Raw genomic sequence first — 20,503 nt, forward strand, 5'->3', positions numbered from 1 at the left:
GACGCTCCGGTTTTGCGGGAGGTCGTATCGACCGACGGGCAGTGGGAAAAGCTGTGAAGTGGGAAAGAGGTTGGAATGGATCGTCAGCAGGAGTTCGTCCTACGCACCATCGAGGAACGTGACGTCCGTTTCGTACGGCTGTGGTTCACCGATGTCGTTGGCTCGCTGAAGTCGGTGGCGCTCGCGCCGGCAGAGGTAGAGGGTGCGTTCGAGGAGGGCCTCGGCTTTGACGGATCCTCGATCGAAGGGCTCGCGCGGGTCTTTGAGTCCGACATGCTCGCCCAGCCCGATCCATCCACCTTCCAGATTCTTCCGTGGCGCGGTGAGAAAGAGCAGACATCCCGGATGTTTTGCGACATCCTCACTCCCGACGGCCAGCCGTCGTCGGCCGATCCGCGTGGGGTATTGAAGCGGACCCTGGCCAAGGCCGCCGACATGGGCTTCACGTGCTACACCCACCCCGAAATCGAGTTCTACCTGCTCAAGTCGGACGAGCTCGGCCCGGACGGCCAGCCCGTTCCCGTAGATCAGGCGGGATACTTCGACCACGTGCCCGGCGGGGTTGCCCAGGACTTCCGGCGCACCGCCGTTGCAATGCTCGAATCAGTCGGCATCTCCGTCGAGTTCAGCCACCATGAGGGCGGTCCGGGACAGAACGAGATCGACCTCCGCTACGCTGACGCGCTGCAGACCGCTGACAACATCATGACGTTCCGCACGGTGATCAAGGAGGTGGCGCTGACGCAGGACAGCTACGCAACCTTCATGCCCAAGCCTTTCTCCGACCACCCGGGCTCGGGCATGCATACGCACTTCTCACTGTTCGAGGGCGACACCAATGCATTCTTCGAAGCGGGCGCGGAGTTCCAGCTCTCGAAAACCGCGCGGCAGTTCATCGCGGGAATCCTGCACCACGCACCTGAATTCACCGCAGTCACCAACCAGTTCGTCAACTCCTACAAGCGTCTGTGGGGCGGCGGCGAAGCACCGAGCTACCTGTCCTGGGGACACAACAACCGCTCTGCCCTCGTACGGGTCCCGCTGTACAAGCCGAACAAGGGCCAGTCCGCCCGCATCGAGTACCGAGGCATAGACTCGGCCACCAACCCTTACCTCGCCTACTCCGTGCTGCTCGGTGCGGGCCTGAAGGGTATTGAAGAGGGGTACGACCTGCCGCCCGCAGCCGAAGACGATGTCTGGAGCCTGACAGCAGCGGAACGGCGTGCAATGGGCCACGACCCGCTGCCGGCCAGCCTGCACGACGCCGTCCGTGCCATGGAGGATTCCGAACTGGTTGCCGAAATCCTCGGCGAGCAGGTGTATGAAAATTTCCTCCGCAACAAACGTGCCGAGTGGCATGACTACCGGATCCAGGTGACCCCTTACGAACTGAGGCGTAACCTCGGGATCCTTTAGTCGCGAAAGAGGCGGTATATGAGCCTGAACAGGGAACTGATCAGCAGAGGATTCACGGACCTCGATAAGAGCAGCCGCTTCCTCGCCGCTGCCGAACTTCGCGATATCCCCGAGGACAGGCTCTTCGCAGGGCTCGCCCATGCCGCGAATCCCGACCTTGCGCTCCAGTCCCTCGTGCGTCTGCTCGCGGTCCAGCCCGGGATCCGCGACCTGGTGCAGGAGGACGACGCTGGCCCGGAGGCGCTGTTCCGCCTGCTCGGAGCCTCCGAAGCTCTCGCGGAGTTCCTCATGCGTCATCCGGAGCACGCCGACGTGGTTCGGGTAAGGACCAGCGCTGAACCCGGACAGGTGGACGCAGCATCGCTGCGGACTTCCCTGCTGGATTCCGTCGGTGCAGACGCGCGGGACAGTAATCCCATAGCCGTTCAGACGGGAGAGGAAGCGTACCGCGCCCTGCGAACGCGCTACCGCCGTCATCTCACTGAACTGGCCATCCGCGACCTTGGTGCGGCGTCGCCGACCGATTTCCTTCCAGCCGTCGGGCAGGAACTCGCCGACCTTGCGGCAGCGGCACTCGAAGCGGCTCTCGCCGTCGCACGCGTGGAACTCGAGGGCACCTTCCGGGCCGAGGATGTCGCGTCTGTCCGGCTGGCCGTGATCGGGATGGGCAAATGCGGGGCAGGCGAGCTCAACTATATCTCTGACGTCGACGTCATCTATGTCATTGAGGCGGACGACCTGGGAGAGGACACCGCCGTCCGCATCGGGACAAGCCTTGCGGCGGGCATTTCGCGCGCGGTGACCTCGGCTGGCCGGGAACCGGGGCTCTGGGAGGTTGACGCCAACCTGCGTCCCGAGGGCAAGGACGGTCCTCTCGTCCGCACTCTCGACTCGCATCTGATGTACTACGCGCGCTGGGCCCAGACCTGGGAGTTCCAGGCGCTGCTCAAGGCCCGTCCCATCGCAGGAGATCCGGCACTGGGCGCTCGTTATGCTGCGGCGGTATCCGATCTTGTCTGGACGTCGTCGGAACGTGAAGGTTTCGTGGAGTCGGTGCAGGGGATGAGACGGCGGGTCACCGACAATATCCCGTCCCACGAGGTCAACCGCCAGCTGAAGCTGGGCGCAGGCGGATTGCGGGATGTCGAGTTCACTGTGCAGTTGCTGCAGCTGGTCCACGGGAAAGTTGACGAGTCAATCCGTACCCGAGCCACCACGGCAGCAATAGCAGCGCTGAGTTCGGCGGGCTATATCGGTCGGCGGGATGCCCGGGAATTCGACGAGGCCTACCGGTTCCTCCGTGTCCTTGAACACCGCATCCAGCTCGTTCAGATGCGCCGCACCCACCTCATGCCTGAGGATGAAGCGAGCCTGAAGGCGCTGGCGAAATCCTCGGCCAGCTCGCTGCTGGATACACGCCCGACGGCGGCTGCGCTCACCGAACAGTGGCAGCAGACCAAACGGCTTGTGCGGCGGTTGCATGAAGCGATCTTCTACCGGCCGCTGCTGAACGCCGCGGCAAACCTCAGCGCTGACGAGGTCCGTCTGACGCCGGAAGCCGCCCACGCCCGGCTCGCGGCACTCGGCTATCTCGATCCGCGCGGAGCGATGCGCCATATTGAGGCATTGACCACTGGAATCAGCCGTCGGTCGGCGTTGCAGCGACAGCTGCTGCCAGTGTTGCTTGACTGGCTCGCTGACGGCGTGGACCCGGACGCCGGCTTGCTCGGCTTCCGGCGCCTCAGCGAGTCACTGGGCGAGACACACTGGTACCTGGGGATGCTCAGGGACTCCAGGGCTGCAGCCGAGCGCTTGTGTCACATTCTCTCCTCGAGTCGATTCATCACCGACCTGCTCGAGGTCTCTCCTGAATCGACGAAGTGGCTTGGTTCCGACGAAAAGCTGCTGCCGCTGCCATTCGAGGCTCAATGGCAGGAAATCCAGTCAAAGATGTCCCGCCACCCCGCACCGAAGGAGGCGATGCGCCTCATCCGGTTGATCCGGCGTCGCGAGATCCTGCGGATCGCCATTGCGGACAGCTCCGGGTTACTGACGCAGGAGGATGTCGGTCCGGCACTGGCGGACGCCGATCGGGCGGCCGTTCTCGGTGCGCTCAACGTAGCCGAAGCCGAGGTGTACGCCGGGGAGGAGCCGCTGACCGACGTGGTCGTTATCGCCATGGGACGCCAGGGTGGACGTGAGATCACCTATGGATCCGACGCCGATGTCATGTATGTGCACCGGCCACGCGACGGAGCCGACCCTGCGGCCGCGCAGACCCAGGCCGAGAAGATTGTCGGTCAGCTGCGCCAGCTCCTACAGCAACCCTGCACGCCGCCGATCCTTGCAGAACGGGTCCTCGAGGTGGACGCTGACCTGAGGCCCGAGGGCAAGCAGGGGCCCATGGTGCGCTCCCTGGAGTCCTTCCGTGAGTACTACCGGCGCTGGTCGCTGGTGTGGGAGTCACAGGCACTGCTGCGCGCACTGCCCATGGCAGGCAATGATCAGCTTGCCGCCGACTTTGTGCGGCTCATTGACCCGCTGCGCTACGAGCGGGACGTCACGGATGCCGATCTGCGTGAGATACGGCGCATCAAGGCGCGCATGGAATCCGAACGGTTGCCACGCGGAGCGGATCCATCGCGCCATCTGAAGCTGGGCAGAGGAGGGTTGAGCGACGTTGAGTGGCTCGTCCAGCTCCAGCAGCTGCAGCACGCCCGCGGTATACCCGCCCTGCGGACCACCTCGACCCTTGAGGCGATGGAGGCGGCGGAGGCGCACGGTCTTCTTCCGGCCGACGACGTCGCCACCCTGCGTGCGAGCTGGCGGCTGGCCACCCGTGTGAGGGCAGCAAACACGGTGTGGGGCGGCAAACAGTCCGATGTGCTGCCGTCCTCCCGTCGCGACCTCGAAGCGGTGGCCCGCTGGTGCGGTTATGGACCGGGGAAAGGGACACAGCTTGAAGAGGACTATCTGCGGCTGACACGCCGGAGCCGCGCGATCTTCGAGCGCTACTTCTACGGTTACGGCGACTGACGCCGTCGCACCTTAAACAGCAGAAGGGCCGCACCGGAATGCGACCCTTCGCTGTTATCGGTTCTTAGACGCCGTAGTACAGCTCGAACTCATAGGGGTTCGGGCGTAGGGCGAGCGGGGTGATCTCCACTTCGCGCTTGTACGCGATCCAGGTGTCGATCAGGTCCTGGGTGAATACACCGCCGGCCTGAAGGAACTCGTTATCGGCTTCCAGAGCGAGGAGCGCTTCCTCGAGGGAACCGGGAGCCTTCTGGATGTCCTTGGCCTCCTCGGCCGGGAGCTCGTAGAGGTCCTTGTCGATCGGGTCCGCCGGCTCGATTCGGTTCTTGATTCCGTCAAGACCCGCCATCAGCTGCGCCGCGAAGGCCAGGTAAGGGTTGGACGACGGATCCGGAGCGCGGAACTCGATGCGCTTTGCCTTCGGGTTCGAACCGGTGATCGGGATACGGATGCCGGCTGAGCGGTTACCCTGCGAGTACACCATGTTGACGGGGGCCTCGAAGCCCTTGACCAGGCGGCGGTACGAGTTGACCGTCGGGTTGGTGAAGGCGAGGACAGCCGAAGCGTGCTTCAGGACGCCGCCGATGTACCAGCGTGCGAGGTCGGACAGACCGGCGTACCCACGCTCGTCGTAGAACAGCGGCTCACCGTTGCTCCACAGCGACTGGTGGCAGTGCATGCCGGACCCGTTGTCGCCGAAGATCGGCTTGGGCATGAACGTCGCTGACTTCCCCCAGGCGTTGGTGACGTTCTTCACGATGTACTTGAACTTCTGCAGGTCATCTGCAGCGTGCACCATAGTGGTGAACTTGTAGTTGATCTCGGCCTGACCTGCACCACCGACTTCGTGGTGCGAACGCTCAACCTCAAGACCGACGGCATCCAGCTCAACGCAGATGGCGTCGCGGAGGTCAGCCTGCTTGTCCACGGGAGCGACGGGGAAGTAGCCGCCCTTGAACGGGGTCTTGTTGCCGAGGTTGCCGCCGACTTCCTCACGGCCGCTGTTCCATGGCGCTTCGATCGAGTCGACCTTGTAGAAGCTGCCCTGCGGGCTGGACTCGTACTGGATGTTCTCGAAGATGTAGAACTCTGCCTCGGGAGCGAAGAACGCGGTGTCCGCGATGCCAGTCGATGCCAGGTAGGCCTCCGCACGCTCGGCAACGCCACGCGGATCGCGGTGGTAAGGGTCACCGGTGCGGGGATTCACAATGGAGAAGTTCAACGCAAGGGTCTTTTCGATCCGGAACGGGTCGATGAATGCGGTGGTAACGTCCGGAATCAGCTGCATGTCGGATTCCGCGATGCCCTGGAAGCCGCGGATTGACGATCCGTCGAACAGCTGGCCGTGGATGAAGAAGTCAGCATCGACGGACTTCGCAGGGACGTTGAAGTGCTGCTGCACGCCTGGAAGATCGGTGAAACGAATATCGACAAACTTCACATCTTCGTCGGCGATGTACTTGAGGACTTCGTCCGCATTTTTGAACATCGGATTATGCTCCTAACGCATATTCGGGGGAGAGCGACCGGGGCCGGTAGCGCGGGGGAACGCCGCAAGGCTTTACCTGCTGCGGTCGCAACAGCCTCCACACTATGAATGCGCAGTTACCCACTGGTGTCGCAAATGTTTCCGGCATGTAACTTAAGTGGGCCGCCACGCATCGGTGCTCGTGTTCTACCCTATCGGTCTCTCCTCGACTCTCACGCACACCACGGGTTGCCGCGGGCATGCGGCCCGGGCGGGTGTCCGCTCGAGTGCCCTCGGGGCGGCCAGGGCACGCAGGTAGAGTGGAAGGGTGATAGACCGCAGAGACATCAGTTCCTGGCTGGAAGGGCCGCCGTCGCGCGGTGAAGGCCACTGGCCGGGTCAGCGCCTCGGCAGGCCGAGGGACGGCGCCGGGTCGATTGCACGCCCGGGACGCAGGCTGGGTGCGCTTTTAGTCGATTGGGCGCTGTGCAGCCTGATCTCCGCAGCATTCTTCAACTACGACAGCTTTGCAACGCTCGGCATTTTCGCGCTCGAACAGATGCTACTCGTCGGCACACTCGGATACAGCATTGGGCACCGCGCCTTCGGCATGCAGGTACAGAGACTGGCAGGCAAGCCAGCCGGACTCGGCGCCGCCATTGTGCGCACGCTTTTGATCTGCCTGGTGATTCCCGCGGTGGTTTTCGATGAGGATCAGCGCGGATTGCATGACCGAGCCGTCGGCACGGTGCTGGTGCGGATCTAGCGATGATGCGAATTTGGCCGGTGCGGATCAAGCGTACCGGCGCGCTCATCTAGCGGCCCCTGGCTGCCTTGCGGTCTGGGCGCGCCTTGAACGGGTCGACGCCCTTGGGGATAGGCATCCGTGTTGCAAGCGCGCTAAGACGCTTGTCGACGGCGGACACTTCCTGTTTGGTGAGGTTTTTCTTCATCTTCTGCAGCGTCTTGGAGAGACGCTGCAGGGGAACCTGGCCTTCGCCTTTGCCGGCGTGCACCACGTGGACCGGGACACCAGGGACGACCCTGTTCATCTTGACCCGCTCCGCGTTGACCAGCGGCTTGACGCGGCTGATCGGACCTTCGGCTACGAGGACGATCCCGGGGCGTCCGATGGCGCGGAAGACTGCGTCCTGGGTGCGGGCGTTCACCGCGACCGGTTCATCCTTCAGGATCCAGCCACGGCGCAACACACTAAGGGCAGCTCCTGCACCTCCGGGCTTTCCCTCGATCTGCGCGAAGGCGGCGCGTTCGGCGCGCCTGGATAGGATGAAGAGCGCAGCCAGGAATGCCAGCGGGATGGCAATGATGAGCATCGTGATGACGTTGTTGATCAGGAATCCTACGAGGAGTCCAACGGCAATCACGGACAGGAAGGCCAGCAACATGATCCAGACCACGTTCGGATCATTGCGCCGCGTCATCGCGAACACCTCACCGATGCGCTTGAATGTCCCCGGCTTCTTCGGGGGCTTGTCCGCCTTCGGTTTACGCGAGAAAGGACGGCGCCGTCGCTTCGATCCGTCAGCGTCGAAAGGAGTGCTGGAACTGTTGTCAGTACTGTTGGCCATAGTGCGTTAAGTCTACGGGATGCCCAACGCGCATCGGACGTCCGCGCGTTGGCGCGAACGTCCGATGAAGTGATGGATCAGCTGTTGCCGTATTACCCGGCGAGGAGGCTGGACGCTTCCTGGAGGGTGCTTCCCGAGTCCTCGATATGGGCCAACTCCGGCGGCAGCTCGAGACCCTTCTTCCGCATCGCCCGTGCCCAGAGCCGGCCCGCGCGGTAGGAGGATCGGACCAAGGGGCCGCTCATCACGCCCAGGAAGCCGATCTCGTCTGCCTCCTGCTGAAGCTCCACGAATTCCTGCGGCTTGACCCAGCGGTCCACCGGAAGGTGCCGTTCGCTTGGGCGCAGGTACTGGGTGATCGTGATCAGATCGCATCCGGCAGCGTGCAGGTCTCGGAGCGCTTCCGAGATCTCGGCGCGGGTCTCGCCCATTCCGAGAATCAGGTTGGACTTCGTGACCATGCCCTGATCCCTGCCCTGTGTGATCACGTCGAGCGAGCGCTCGTAACGGAACGCGGGACGAATGCGCTTGAAGATGCGGGGCACCGTCTCCACGTTGTGCGCGAACACTTCCGGTCGTGCGTCACAGATCCCGGTGATGTGTTCCGGATTGCCCGAGAAGTCAGGAATCAGGATTTCGACGCCGGTTCCCGGGTTGAGCGCATGGATCTGACGGATGGTCTCGGCGTAGAGCCACACTCCCTCGTCCTCGAGGTCGTCGCGCGCCACTCCTGTGACCGTTGCGTAACGCAGGTTCATTGACTGAACCGACTGGGCAACCTTGAGCGGTTCACTGCGGTCAAGAGGTGCCGGTCGTCCGGTGTCGATCTGGCAGAAGTCACAGCGGCGGGTGCACTCCGAGCCGCCGATCAGGAATGTTGCTTCCCTGTCCTCCCAGCATTCGAAGATGTTGGGACACCCTGCTTCCTCGCAGACGGTGTGCAGCCCTTCCTTCTTCACCAGATTCTTCATCGCCACGAATTCGGGACCGATATTTACCTTGGCTTTGATCCAGTCAGGCTTGCGCTCGACCGGAACAGCGGCGTTCCGTGCTTCGACGCGCAGCAGGCGCCTTCCTTCGGGGGCCAGACTCATAGTAAAGCTCCTTCCGGCCGGTCGTTGGCGACGGCCTGTGCTGTCTCGGGTACTGGGGGGTTGCCTTCGGCACCGAGCACCAGTGACATCTCATTGTTGCGCAGTTCTTCTTCGATCCTGGAAACGATGTCCGCGGGCAACACCGTCCGGCCGAGTTCCTCGGTGATGCTCGTTACCCCGGCGTCCGTGATGCCGCAGGGCACGATTTGGGCGAAAGGCGCGAGGTCATTGCTGCAGTTGATCGCGAACCCATGCATAGTCACTCGCCGGTTGATGCGAATGCCGATGGCAGCGATCTTCCGTGCCGGTCCGCGGTGATCGGCGGCTAGCCACACCCCCGACCTTCCCTCGATCCGAATTCCCTTAATGCCGTAGTCGCCCAGGACGGCGATGATGACATCCTCGAGAATTCCCACGTAGTCAGCGACCCGGGTGGGTTCGGGAAGGGCAAGGATGGGATAGCCCACCAACTGGCCCGGTCCGTGCCACGTGAGTTTGCCGCCCCGGTCCACTGGGACAACGGGAGTGCCATCGAAAGGCTTTTCGTGTTCTTCAGTTCTTTTGCCCGCGGTGTAGACGGGCGAGTGCTCGAGGAGGAGAACGGTACTCGGCGACGTCCCGGCAACAACCGATTCATGCAGCGCCTTCTGCCGGTCCCATCCTTCGAGGTAGTCGATGAAGTGAGGGTCGAATCCGATTCGGGAGAACTCCAGAGTCATTCCTCAAGGGTAGACCCGGCCAGCGGTGTTCTCACATTCGCTGGAATGGAGAGGGTGTGGATAACTCCTGCACGGCGAATTGTGATGGCCAAGACTGGTGACCATGGATAACTTCCTTCGCCAAACCGCAGTAGGGCAGGTAGCCGGGGCCACGTGCAGCCCGGATCCACACTTGCCCCCCACACTCGGCGGCTACCGTACCGGAAGGCTGCTCGGTGTTGGCGGAAGTTCACGAGTTTGGCTGGTCGAGGAGGAGCGCACAGGTGCCGCCAGGGCGCTCAAAGTGTTCCCAGGCCCCCAAGACGGGGAAGAGCAACGTGCACAGCTGAATCGGGAGAGCGCAGTACTGGGCACACTGGACCACCCCCACCTCCTTGGGCTCCATGGCGTCGTCACCACCGATCAGGGCCAGGCAATCCTCATGGACTACGCCGGCGGGGGTTCCCTTCTCAATCTCGTGACTGCTCGCCGGCGATTGAGTGTCGGCGAATGTATAACCGTTCTCGCGCCGATTGGCCAGGCGCTGGCACACCTCCACGCTGCCTACGTTCAGCACGGTGATGTGTCGCCGGGGAATGTGTTATTCACGGCAGAAGGGAAACCGTTGCTCGCTGATCTGGGAGTAGGCCGTCTTCTCGGTGAAGGGGGCGTACCGGCGGCCGGCACACCCGGCTTCGGTGAAGAAGCACACGTAGAAGGGCAAACCTCGGGTTTCGCGTCCGATGTGTTCTCGCTCGCTGCGATCGGCTGGTACTCGCTCACCGGGAGCCCGCCCGGCCGGGCGAGGGATCGAGTGCCGCTTAGCTTGCTCGTGCCTGAAGTACCCCTGGAACTGCTCCACATTCTTGAAGCCGGGTTACACGAGGACCCGGAAGATCGTCCCTCCGCTGCCGAAGTCGCGGAGGCTGTCCTGCATTCGGCAGCTCCGCAGCCTCTGGACCTCGTGGCTGCGGTGCATCCCGCCGTTCTTCCTGAGTTGCTTACCCGGCGCGGTTCAGCCAACCAGGGGGAGAACAAGCGGCGCCGGTTTTCTGCGGTTCTCGAGCGGTTTCGCTCAGGAAAGCCGATATCGCGGCGGGTTGAGCCAAGGCCGGAGCCCCGAGAGGCAGGCCGCCGAAGAGAACGGATTCGCCGGCGTTCACGCATCCGATGGAGTGCAGCGGCGCCCCGCGTCGCTGCCGCACTGCTTGTGCTGTGCGGAGCGCTGCTGGTCGGCCCGTACCTTCTCAAGGCGGCCGGATTATCAACGGGTAACTCAGCTCAGGAGCCCGTAGCTGTTGAGGAGTCGAGCAACGCGCGGGAGGGCGGCAACCTTGGGGAGCCGGCGCAGCAGCACGCAGGAACCGGAGCGGAGAGTGATTCGCCCGGGCAGGCACCGGGGATGGACCTCTCCGCGGAGATGCGGGAAAGGCTGGGAGACGCGGATCCGGTCAAGGCGCTTTCCGCCCTCACAACAGTGAGAGCAATGGCCCTGACAACTGGAGATGCCGGTCTGCTGTCACACGTGAACGTCAGCGAATCGGAGGCAATGAACGCTGACCGGGAGCTCCTGTCGGGGCTGCATGAGCGCGGGCACGTCTTCAACGGCCTCACCATCCGCCTTCAGGAGGCGGTTCTCACCGACTCGATTACTGTTCCGGACGGCGCTGCAGCCGTCAGCGCGACGGTGATCATGTCGGGATACACGGAGATCGACAGCACAGGCGCGGCAGTGCGGCAGGTCGCCGATTCGACGCCGCAGGACCTCGTCTTTGTACTCGTGAAGCAGGAGGAGACGTGGAAAATCGACGGAGTACACAACCCGGGCGGCGTCTGAGAGGCCTCCTCCTGTGTGGTTATGATCGGGTAATGGCTCCCTCTCACTATCTGCGCTATCCGCATCTGTCCGGTGATCTCGTCACATTCGCAGCAGAAAACGATATTTGGGTTGCTCCCGTGTCCGGAGGGCGCGCCTGGCGGATATCGGCGCTTCAGCAGCCCGTACGGAGTCCGAGGTTCTCACCTGACGGTTCCACCATCGCGTGGACAGTGGTACAGGGAGCTGCCCCCGAGGTTGTTGCAGCAGATACCGACGGCGGAAATTTCCGCCGGCTCACCTACTGGGGGCACCAAAGCACCAGGGTGAAGGGTTTCACCGCGGACGGTCAGATCATCGCAACGAGCGCCTTCCGTCACGAGGACCCACGGCATACCTGGGCGTATACCCTCCCTGCCGATGGTTCCCCGGGCAGCGTTGTTCCCTATGGCCCCCTCGACGCGATCGTTCACGGCGAAGCGGTCGGGGACGAGCGCCCTGTAGTCATCGGCAGCGTGATCACCCGGGAACAGGCCTGGTGGAAGCGCTACCGCGGGGGCACCGCGGGCAAGCTCTGGATTGATGCGGACGGATCCGGTGATTTCAGCCGCTTCCTTCCCGAACTGGACGGCAACCTGACGGATCCCATGTGGGTTGGCGGGCGGCTAGCGTTTCTGTCGGACCACGAGGGATACGGCAACCTCTATTCCGTGAGGGCGAACGGCGAGGACCTCCGACGCCACACAGACAGCGAGGAGTTCTACGTTCGTCACGCAAGCACTGACGGAAGTCGCGTGGTGTATGAATCGACCGGAACGCTTTGGCTTCTCGAAAACCTCGACGCCGATGCGCAGCTTTTGGAAATCACGCTGGGTTCGGCTTCCACCGGTCGGCGACCACAGCCGCTCAACGTCGCGCGGCATCTGGCGGCTGCCGTTCCGGTCGCCGATGGGCGGGCCAGCGTCGTTGAATCGCATGGAACTCTTCACCTGCTTACCCATCGTGACGGACCTTCCCGCGTCGTGGATGCAACCGCGGGTGTGCGGGCACGGCTCGGCAGGCCGGTGGGGGAGGACATGGTTGCGTACATCGCTGACCATGACGGTGAAGAGTCGCTGTACATCCGCAACGTGTTCGACGTTGACCTTCCTGCCACGGACCGTCAGGTTCTCCCAGAAGCACCCACCGCGGATGACGGTCTGCCGGCGCCCGTGCCGGCTACCCAACGGGACGGTTCCAGCGGAGACCAGGAGGCTGCCCAGTCGGATCCCACTGCTGATGCCGGCGCGCCGGACGCCGCCGTCGTCGTCGCGCAGGATCATGCCGGCAGCGCCGCACTGTCCCGCATTGCCTTTGAGGGGAAGTTCAGGGCAAGCAATCTTGCGGTGAGTCCCGATGGCAAGGTCATCGCGGTCGCAGGCGAGATGGGCGAAATACTTATTCACGAGGTGGGGAGTGCCGATTTCTTCACCCTGTCGACGACGTCCCACGGCGCAATCGACGACCTCGCATTCTCTCCCGACTCCGCGTGGCTGGTCTGGGCGGAACCCGTAACGGGCGAGGGAGCACGCACCCGCATCCGGCTGGCCCGAGCCGCCAGGGATGCGCAGATCCTCAACGTGACCGACGGACGCTTTCGCGATCACGCGCCGTCTTTCACGCCCGACTGCCGGTTCATTGCCTTCCTTTCAGACCGCAGCTTCGATCCCGTGTATGACACCCACCGTTTCGACCTCAGCTTTCCCAGCTCAACCAAACCGTTCCTCGTGGCTCTTGATGCCGGTACGGCTTCACCATTCGGACCGGCTGTTCACGACCGGCCCGCTCCTCTTGCGGAAAAGAACGAGTCCGGGCCTGTCGTCGAGGTCGCGGCGGAACGGCTTGCCGAACGGATTATTCCCGTTCCGGTGCCGCAGGGGTCGTACGAGGGCCTGCGGGCCATCGAGAACGCGCTGCTCTGGGTAGCGGCCGACACAATGGGGATCACCGGAGACGGCCGTGCCACCACAGACGCCAAAGAGCCTGCGAAGCGGCTCGAGCGCTTCGACATGGTCAAGCGCGAAACGACAACGCTGGTGCAGGAGGTGGACTCCTTCGAGGTCAGCGGTGACGGCAAACGGGCTGTGGTCATCCGCGCCGGAGCCGTTACCGCGGTGCCGACGTCCGGCCCGGCTGATCCTGACTCAGCCGAGCGGGTCACTGTGGACCTCAACCGCATCCGCGTCCTGCTCGATCCTCCGAGCGTGTGGCGTCAGGCTTTTGAGGACGCGTGGCGTCTGCAGCGGGACTTTTTCTGGGCCGAGGACATGGGGGGCCTTGACTGGGAGGATGTGCGTGATCGCTACCGGCCGCTGCTGGATCGCATCGGGTCCCACGACGACCTCGTGGATGTCCTCTGGGAGCTTCATGGTGAGCTCGGTACGTCCCATGCCTATGTCACCCCGGCACTTGCCAGCGAGCCGGGTGCCGGCGCGCAGGGTTTCCTTGGTGCCGAGCTCAGCCGGTCCGAGCGTGGCTGGCGGGTGGACCGCATCTTCGCTGGTGAATCGTCGGACCCGCAGGCGGCCGCGCCCCTGGCTGCTCCGGGAGTAGCCGTGGAACCCGGAGATATCATCCAGGCGGTCGACGGCGTTCCGGTCCCGCCCGAACTTGGCCCGTCTGTCCTCCTTACCGGAGCGGGCGGGCGCGCCGTCGAGCTAACGATCGCAAGACACGACGACGGCGGTCTACCTGCAGTGCGTAGGGTGGCGGTCGTACCGCTGCGCAGCGAAGAACGGCTCCGCTACCAGAATTGGGTGAACGCGAACCGCACGATCGTGCACGAGGCCTCCGGCGAGCGCTTTGGATACCTCCATATCCCAGACATGGTCGCCCGCGGGTGGGCACAACTGCACAGGGACCTCGACCGCGAGACAGCCCGCGACGGGCTCATCATCGACGTTCGTCGCAACCGCGGCGGACACACCTCACAACTCGTGGCCGAACTCATCGGACGCAAGGTCACGGCCTGGTCGCTTCCGCGGGGCGAACAGCCCGGCACGTACCCCGCGCACGCACCGCGTGGCCCCGTAGTGATCCTCACGGACGAGTTCGCAGGGTCCGACGGCGACATAATCACCCAGGTCGCGAAGCTTCGGGGCATCGGCCCCGTCATCGGTACGCGGACGTGGGGCGGCGTCGTCGGAATTGACGGGCGGTTCAAACTGGCCGACGGTACCGGTGTCACGCAACCTCGCTATGCCTTCTGGATGACCGGAGGCGTGGACTGGGGTGTGGAAAACTACGGAGTGGAGCCGGATATCGAGGTGCCGTTCCCACCGCATGCGTATGCCGCCCAGGAGGATCCGCAGCTTGAGCACGCCGTCGGTATTCTCCGCGAGATGCTGGAGGAATTGCCTACGGACGTCCCGCCGGTGCGGAACAACTATCCGAACCTTGCTCCGCCGCCGCTCCCGCGCCGACGCTGAATACTGACGCAATGCAGACGGCGCCCCGGTCACCACTGAAGGTGACCGGGGCGCCGTGTGTATTGCCTGGTGGTGCGGAAATCAGGACTCGAGGGTTGCGTCCAGGGAAATGTTCTTGACGGCCGCCAGGGCCTGGGAGACGGGGCACCCGGTCTTCGCTTCGTTCGCGAGGCGCTGGAAGTCCTCCTCGCTCAGGTCCGGAACCGATGCCTTCAGGGTGAGCCGGATGGCGGTGATCCCTTCTCCGGGCTGGAAGTCCACCTCAGCCTTGGTCTCGACGCGGTCAGGTGTCTTCCCTTCTCCGCCGAGCGCGTGGCTGAAGGCCATGGAGAAGCATGCCGAATGCGCTGCTGCGATCAGTTCTTCGGGGCTTGTCTTGCCTCCTGCCTGCTCCGCCCGGGCCTTCCACGTGACGTCGTGGGTGCCGACCCCGGAGGTGTCGAGTGATACCTGCCCTGATCCCGAGGGCAGATCACCGGTCCAGACAGTGTGTGCTGAGCGTACGGTAGCCATGAGTTCTCCTGTTCAATGGTTGAATCACCGGACGGAACGTCCGGTGTTTCCCCATCAGTTCGATAGGGAAGTCTTTGCAGCCACGCGAAAGACAGAAAGCAGCGCCCCGCGAAACCGGAACGCTGCTCTCTGCATTTACGTGGCGATTACAGACCGAGATCGGCCTCGAATGCCCCATCCTCAAGACGGGTCTTCAATGACTGCAGGAACCTGCCCGCATCTGCGCCGTCCACCAAACGGTGGTCATAGGTGAGGCACAGGTACATCATGGATCGGATTGCGATGGTGTCTTCACCGTCGGCGTCGGTAACCACTACCGGACGCTTGACGATGGCCCCGGTTCCCAGGATGCCGACCTGCGGCTGGTTGATGATTGGAGTGTCGAACAGAGCCCCGACAGAGCCAATGTTTGTGATGGTGAAAGTCCCACCGGAAAGCTCGTCGGGTCCGATCTGACCGGTGCGGGTGCGTGCACCAACATCGGCGATCTTCTTGGCAAGGCCAGCCAAATTGAGGTTGCCGGCATCATTGATGACCGGAACCAGCAAGCCCTTCTCGGTGTCGACCGCGATAGCCAGGTGCTCGGCGTCGTGGTAGGTGACTTCCTTGGCCTCTTCGTCGAATGATGCATTCAGCTTGGCGTGCTGCTTCAGGGCCTCCGTCACTGCCTTGGCAATGAAAGGCAGGAAGGTCAGCTTGGCCCCGTTCTGCGCCTGGAAGGTGTCCTTGGCCTTGGAGCGGAGGCGGGCTACGCGAGTCATATCGACTTCGATCACCTGGGTGAGCTGTGCGGAAGCTTCGAGGGACTCCCGCATGCGCCGCGCGATGGTCTGGCGGATGCGCGGAGCCTTCTCTACGGTGCCACGCAGCTTGGAAGCCGCCGGAGCAGTAGCAGGTGCGGACGGCGCAGCGGCTGGGGCAGCACTTGGCGTGTCCTGTTTCGGGGCCTTCGCGGCTTCGGCAGCCTCGAGGACATCCTGCTTGCGAATGCGTCCACCCACGCCCGTGCCCTTGACCGATCCGAGATCCACGCCGTGCTGGTTGGCGAGCTTGCGGACCAGGGGAGTGACGTATACGGAGTCCGTTCCGGAGGACTCCTCCTGCGGCTTCTGCGCTGCCGCGGGTGCCGGAGCTTCCTCGGCAGGAGCAGGCTCGGAGCTCTTGGCCGGTTCCGGCTGGGACTCGGCCTGCGCCGCCTCCGGTTCAACTGCCGGCTCCTCGCGCTCGGTCGACGGAGCGGCGGCAACCGGCTCGGCCGACTTCGGCTCAGCCTGCGCCGGAGCGGCGCTGCCGGACCCGATCACAGCGAGAACAGATCCCACTTCAGCGGTCTCGTCCTCGTTGACCCGGATCTCCTGCAGCGTTCCGGCAACAGGAGAGGGAATCTCGGTGTCTACCTTGTCGGTGGAAACCTCAAGGAGTGGCTCGTCAACCTCTACCTCGTCACCGACCGCCTTGAGCCAACGCGTGACGGTTCCTTCGGTGACGCTTTCTCCGAGCGCGGGCAGAGTAACTTCGGTTCCCTGTCCGCCGCCGTCGCTGTCCCCGGATTCCGAGGGCTGCTCTGCGGCCGGGGCAGCTGTTTCCTCGCCACCCTGTCCAGCGGATTCCGCCGGCTGCTCCTGCTCGTCTTCCTCTGCAGGAGCCTCCGCAGCCGACCCGCCTTCATCCGAACTGTCCGAACCACCCGAGCCGTCGCCGATCCTCGCGAGCGGAGCACCTACCTCGGCGGTCTCGTCTTCGGCGACCAGGATCTCCTCGAGGACACCGGCAATCGGGGAAGGGATCTCTGTATCGACCTTGTCTGTTGATACCTCGAGCAGGGGCTCGTCAACCTCAATGCGGTCGCCGACCTGCTTGAGCCAACGGGTGACGGTGCCCTCAGTGACGCTCTCACCCAGGGCCGGTAAGTTCACGGATTCAGACATGGTGTCCGGTTCTCCTTGTTCGTTCTACCTTCGACCGCCGGTACCGGGAACAGCCGGTCGGTGTGAGGTTGCCAGTGATGCTTTATGAAGTTGGTGCAGCTCTGAGCGGCAGCGGAAGCTGCGGTTAGCCGTGTAGCGGTTTGCCGGCGAGGGCAAGGTGCGCTTCGCCCAGCGATTCGTTCTGTGTGGGGTGTGCATGAACCAGCTGGGCCACGTCCTCCGGGTAAGCTTCCCAGTTCACAATGAGCTGGGCCTCGCCGATCTGCTCGCCCATGCGGGTGCCGATCATGTGGACGCCAACGATCGGACCATCCTTCTCGCGGACCAGCTTGACGATGCCTCCGGTACCAAGAATGGAGCTCTTGCCGTTCCCCGCGAGGTTGTATTCCTGGGTGTCGACCTTGTCATCGCCCAGCTTCTCCCTGGCGGCCTTCTCAGTGAGGCCGACCGAGGCGATCTCCGGTTCGCAGTAGGTGACTTTCGGAATATTGATGTCTTCAACAACGACCGGCTTGAGCCCGGCGATTTCCTCCGCGACGAATATGCCCTGCTGGTACCCGCGGTGCGCAAGCTGGAGGCCGGGCACGATGTCGCCCACAGCGTAGATGTTGCCGACGCCCGTGTGCAGCCGCTCGTCAGTGATTACAAATCCGCGGTCGAGGGTGACGCCGGCGTCCTCGTAGCCCAGGCCGTCCGTGACCGGGCCGCGGCCAACAGCGACCAGCAGCAGATCTGCTTCGAAAGTCTTGCCGTCGACGAGGGTGACCTTGACGCCGTCGTCGCTCTGTTCGACTTTCTCGAAGAAGGTGCCGGTGTTGAACTTGATGCCGCGCTTCTTGAAAGCGCGCTCGAGGTTCTTGACGATCACGGCGTCTTCGTTGGGCACCAGGGACGGCAGGCCCTCAACGATGGTGACGTCGACGCCGAAGGACTTCCACACGGAGGCGAACTCACATCCAATAACACCGCCGCCCAGCACGATCGCGCTTGAAGGGATGGTGTCCATGGTGAGGGCCTGGTCCGAGGTGATGACCTTGCCGCCGATTTCGAGACCGGGGAGTGAACGCGAGTACGAGCCGGTAGCAAGGACGATGTTCTTGCCGGTGTAGGTGGTGCCGTCAACCTCAATGGTGTTCTGGCCGGTCAGCCGGCCTGCACCTTCAATGACGGTGATGCCCTTGGACTTGATAAGTCCCTGCAGGCCCTTGTATTTGCCGGCAACGATGCCGTCCTTGTAGGCGTTCACTGCCGTCATGTCGATGGACTCGAAGGTGGCCTTGATGCCGTACTTCTCAGCCGACCGCGCGCTGTCTGCAACCTCGGCCGAATGCAGCAGGGCCTTGGTGGGAATGCATCCGTTGTGAAGGCAGGTTCCCCCGAGCTTGGCCTTCTCGACCAGCCCGACAGTGAAGCCGAGCTGAACGGCGCGAAGAGCGGCGGCGTAGCCCCCGCTGCCTCCGCCCAGTATCAGGATGTCGAATTCTTGCGCAGTTGCCGTATCGGCCACTTGGACGCTCCCTCGCGTGATCGGTGACGCACTTAGGTTCGCGCGTCAATTGATGTCTGGCGGAATGCTTGGTGTGATCTGGCTTCACCCTATCGCCAGATCACACCATCAGCCACTTGATGAAGGGTGAAGCACACCCCTATGTGTCGAGTCTCACCCCGGCGCGTGCAGGTTCAGACGGACTGCTTCCCGGCACATTCGACGACGTCCTCCACGTAGCCCAGGAGGGTACGTACTCCCACGCCCGTGGCTCCCTTTGGCGTGTAACCGTAGGCTCCCCCCTCATTGAAGGCAGGACCCGCAATATCGAGGTGTGCCCAAGGAATCTTCTGCCCATCCACTTCTCCGATGAACTCACGGAGGAACACCGCGGCGGTCATCATGCCACCGAACTTCTCACCGATGTTTGCGATGTCAGCCACTGTCGAGTCAAGGCTAGGCCGCAGTTCCTCTGGTAGAGGCATGGGCCAGAACTGTTCACCCACCCGATCGGCGGCAGCTTTCACAGCATCCCGGACGCCGTCATCACCCATCACCCCGGAAACCCGCTTACCGAGGGCGACCATCTGAGCGCCCGTGAGCGTGGCTACGTCAATGATGGCATCGGGGTACTCGGCGCTGGCAGCCGCCAGCGCATCCGCCATGACCAGGCGTCCCTCGGCATCGGTATTGAGCACCTCAACAGTCCGGCCGCCGAAGGTGGTGAGCACGTCCGAAGGCCGCTGAGCAGTGCCGGACGGCATATTCTCCGCAAGGCACAGCCAACCGGTGACGCTCACCGGGAGGCCGAGCTGGGCGATTGCCGCGACCGCGGTGAGTACGACGGCGGCGCCTGCCATATCCAGCTTCATCGTCTGCATCCCGGCACCGGGCTTCAGGGACAGTCCGCCGGAGTCAAACGTGATCCCCTTGCCCACCAGCGCGAGGTTGATCTTCGACTTGGCGGGGGTGTACTCCAGCTTGACGAGCCTCGGCGGACGGGACGAGCCCTTGCCAACGCCAAGAATTCCGCCGTAGCCGTCCCTCTCAAGCTTCTTTTCGTCCAGAACGGTCACCTTGACGGGCAGGCCCTTGACATGGTCCCGTGCGAACTGCGCGAACGACTCGGGGTAGAGGTGGCTCGGCGGCTGGTTGACCAGGGTGCGGGTCACATTGACTCCGCGCACGAGCGCCTCCACACGGTCAAGGGCTGCCTGCAGCGAACGGTCCTCAGCAGCCGGAGTCAGAATGGTGACACGCGAGAGGGTCTTGGCCGAGGGCCGCGGGGCCTTCCCACCGACTGCCGTGTAGTGCTCCGTGTAGGTGTAGCTGCCGAGCAGGATGCCCTCGGCTACGGCAGCGGCCTGCTCAACGGTGGCTGCGGGAAGGGCAACGGCAATGCTTTCCACGCCGCCCAGCTGACGCGCGGCGGCTCCAGCCGCACGGCGGAGGCTCTCGTCGGATAGCGGGGTGCCGGCAGAGGTGCGTCCGGTGCCGGCAAGGACCAGCACGTCTGAGCCGGTCTCGGGGAGTCCGGGAAAACGGCGTACTTCGTCAGCTGCTCCAGTGACTCCCAGCGACGGGAGGGTATCGGTCAGCGCCCGGGCGGATTTCGCCGAGAGTGGGCTGTCCAGAAGTACCGGACCGTCCGGGCTCTGGGCGGTGCCGATCACCAGCACCTCGCACGCGGATTTCTTGATATCCCGGGAGACTGCGGTCAGGTGAATGTCGCGGGTATTGCTCACGAAGGTTCGTCCTCGCTTCCGATGGTCGGAGGTTGCTGCACGGGCGTGCGGGTTTTCGCCACCCTTTTGGCGTTCCTACCGATCGTAGCCGCACCCTGTGACATGCGTCCCATGGGCGCGTTCTGGGGAATGAGTACGAGCTGCGGGGGTGTTACACAACCGAGATCTACAGGCGATCAACTAGGGTTGACAACCAGAGTGGTACCTACTGTGAAGAAGCATCGCGGCATCGGCGGCGATTCTATTG

General features: G+C 63.6%; 13 protein-coding genes. 5 read left to right on the plus strand and 8 right to left on the minus strand.

Annotation, left to right across the window (positions count from 1 at the left end; all coding sequences use genetic code 11):
- Positions 1-75 precede the first annotated feature (75 nt).
- Positions 76-1,416 (plus strand): glutamine synthetase family protein, encoded by a 1,341-nt coding sequence (locus AC5RTB_RS12945; RefSeq protein ID WP_494061481.1) that lies wholly within the window; start codon positions 76-78, stop codon positions 1,414-1,416.
- A gap of 18 nt (positions 1,417-1,434) precedes the next feature.
- Complete coding sequence (locus AC5RTB_RS12950; RefSeq protein WP_494061482.1) at positions 1,435-4,452, plus strand: bifunctional [glutamine synthetase] adenylyltransferase/[glutamine synthetase]-adenylyl-L-tyrosine phosphorylase; 3,018 nt, start codon at positions 1,435-1,437, stop codon at positions 4,450-4,452.
- A 64-nt stretch (positions 4,453-4,516) separates the two neighbouring features.
- Here the strand turns inward: AC5RTB_RS12950 and glnA are convergent, their stop codons facing one another.
- Positions 4,517-5,941, minus strand: coding sequence for a type I glutamate--ammonia ligase (glnA, locus tag AC5RTB_RS12955; RefSeq protein WP_494061483.1), 1,425 nt, complete (start codon positions 5,939-5,941; stop codon positions 4,517-4,519).
- 307 nt (positions 5,942-6,248) lie between these two features.
- Here glnA and AC5RTB_RS12960 point away from each other — a divergent pair, with 307 nt between their 5' ends.
- Positions 6,249-6,686 (plus strand): RDD family protein, encoded by a 438-nt coding sequence (locus tag AC5RTB_RS12960; protein ID WP_494061484.1) that lies wholly within the window; start codon positions 6,249-6,251, stop codon positions 6,684-6,686.
- A 49-nt stretch (positions 6,687-6,735) separates the two neighbouring features.
- On the opposite strand, the gene AC5RTB_RS12965 is transcribed toward AC5RTB_RS12960, so the two are convergent.
- The 3 genes from AC5RTB_RS12965 to lipB all read right to left on the minus strand — a co-directional run bounded on the left by AC5RTB_RS12965 (position 6,736) and on the right by lipB (position 9,322).
- Complete coding sequence (locus AC5RTB_RS12965; RefSeq protein ID WP_494061485.1) at positions 6,736-7,509, minus strand: DUF4191 domain-containing protein; 774 nt, start codon at positions 7,507-7,509, stop codon at positions 6,736-6,738.
- A gap of 92 nt (positions 7,510-7,601) precedes the next feature.
- Positions 7,602-8,603: a lipoyl synthase gene (gene lipA / locus AC5RTB_RS12970; protein ID WP_494061486.1), complete on the minus strand. Its 1,002-nt coding sequence runs from the start codon at positions 8,601-8,603 to the stop codon at positions 7,602-7,604.
- Complete coding sequence (gene lipB / locus AC5RTB_RS12975) at positions 8,600-9,322, minus strand: lipoyl(octanoyl) transferase LipB (protein ID WP_494061487.1); 723 nt, start codon at positions 9,320-9,322, stop codon at positions 8,600-8,602. The genes lipA and lipB overlap by 4 nt, the downstream gene beginning before the upstream one ends.
- A gap of 103 nt (positions 9,323-9,425) precedes the next feature.
- Between lipB and AC5RTB_RS12980 the strand changes: the two genes are divergently transcribed.
- Positions 9,426-11,138 carry a serine/threonine protein kinase gene (locus AC5RTB_RS12980; RefSeq protein ID WP_494061488.1) on the plus strand — a complete coding sequence of 571 codons (1,713 nt, stop codon included), beginning with the start codon at positions 9,426-9,428 and terminating at the stop codon, positions 11,136-11,138.
- 32 nt (positions 11,139-11,170) lie between these two features.
- On the plus strand, positions 11,171-14,584 hold the full coding sequence (locus AC5RTB_RS12985) for a S41 family peptidase (protein ID WP_494061489.1): 3,414 nt from the start codon (positions 11,171-11,173) through the stop codon (positions 14,582-14,584).
- 81 nt (positions 14,585-14,665) lie between these two features.
- Here the strand turns inward: AC5RTB_RS12985 and AC5RTB_RS12990 are convergent, their stop codons facing one another.
- From AC5RTB_RS12990 to AC5RTB_RS13005, 4 genes are all read right to left on the minus strand, one after another.
- Entirely contained in the window at positions 14,666-15,097 is a 432-nt protein-coding gene (locus AC5RTB_RS12990) for an OsmC family protein (RefSeq protein ID WP_494061490.1), read from the minus strand.
- A 146-nt stretch (positions 15,098-15,243) separates the two neighbouring features.
- Positions 15,244-17,025, minus strand: coding sequence for a 2-oxoglutarate dehydrogenase, E2 component, dihydrolipoamide succinyltransferase (sucB, locus tag AC5RTB_RS12995; RefSeq protein ID WP_494061491.1), 1,782 nt, complete (start codon positions 17,023-17,025; stop codon positions 15,244-15,246).
- Positions 17,026-17,149: 124 nt separating this feature from the next.
- Entirely contained in the window at positions 17,150-18,532 is a 1,383-nt protein-coding gene (gene lpdA / locus AC5RTB_RS13000) for a dihydrolipoyl dehydrogenase (protein ID WP_494061492.1), read from the minus strand.
- Positions 18,533-18,705: 173 nt separating this feature from the next.
- Positions 18,706-20,256 carry a leucyl aminopeptidase gene (locus AC5RTB_RS13005; RefSeq protein ID WP_494061493.1) on the minus strand — a complete coding sequence of 517 codons (1,551 nt, stop codon included), beginning with the start codon at positions 20,254-20,256 and terminating at the stop codon, positions 18,706-18,708.
- Positions 20,257-20,503 lie beyond the last annotated feature (247 nt).

The organism is Arthrobacter sp. M71 S08, from assembly GCF_059089725.1.

Coding starts and splice junctions, on each gene's coding strand:
- AC5RTB_RS12945 (WP_494061481.1), top strand. CDS start 76: ATGGATCGTCAGCAGGAGTTCGTCCTACGCACCATCGAGGAACGTGAC.
- AC5RTB_RS12950 (WP_494061482.1), top strand. CDS start 1,435: ATGAGCCTGAACAGGGAACTGATCAGCAGAGGATTCACGGACCTCGAT.
- glnA (WP_494061483.1), bottom strand. CDS start 5,941: ATGTTCAAAAATGCGGACGAAGTCCTCAAGTACATCGCCGACGAAGAT.
- AC5RTB_RS12965 (WP_494061485.1), bottom strand. CDS start 7,509: ATGGCCAACAGTACTGACAACAGTTCCAGCACTCCTTTCGACGCTGAC.
- lipA (WP_494061486.1), bottom strand. CDS start 8,603: ATGAGTCTGGCCCCCGAAGGAAGGCGCCTGCTGCGCGTCGAAGCACGG.
- lipB (WP_494061487.1), bottom strand. CDS start 9,322: ATGACTCTGGAGTTCTCCCGAATCGGATTCGACCCTCACTTCATCGAC.
- AC5RTB_RS12980 (WP_494061488.1), top strand. CDS start 9,426: ATGGATAACTTCCTTCGCCAAACCGCAGTAGGGCAGGTAGCCGGGGCC.
- AC5RTB_RS12985 (WP_494061489.1), top strand. CDS start 11,171: ATGGCTCCCTCTCACTATCTGCGCTATCCGCATCTGTCCGGTGATCTC.
- AC5RTB_RS12990 (WP_494061490.1), bottom strand. CDS start 15,097: ATGGCTACCGTACGCTCAGCACACACTGTCTGGACCGGTGATCTGCCC.
- sucB (WP_494061491.1), bottom strand. CDS start 17,025: ATGTCTGAATCCGTGAACTTACCGGCCCTGGGTGAGAGCGTCACTGAG.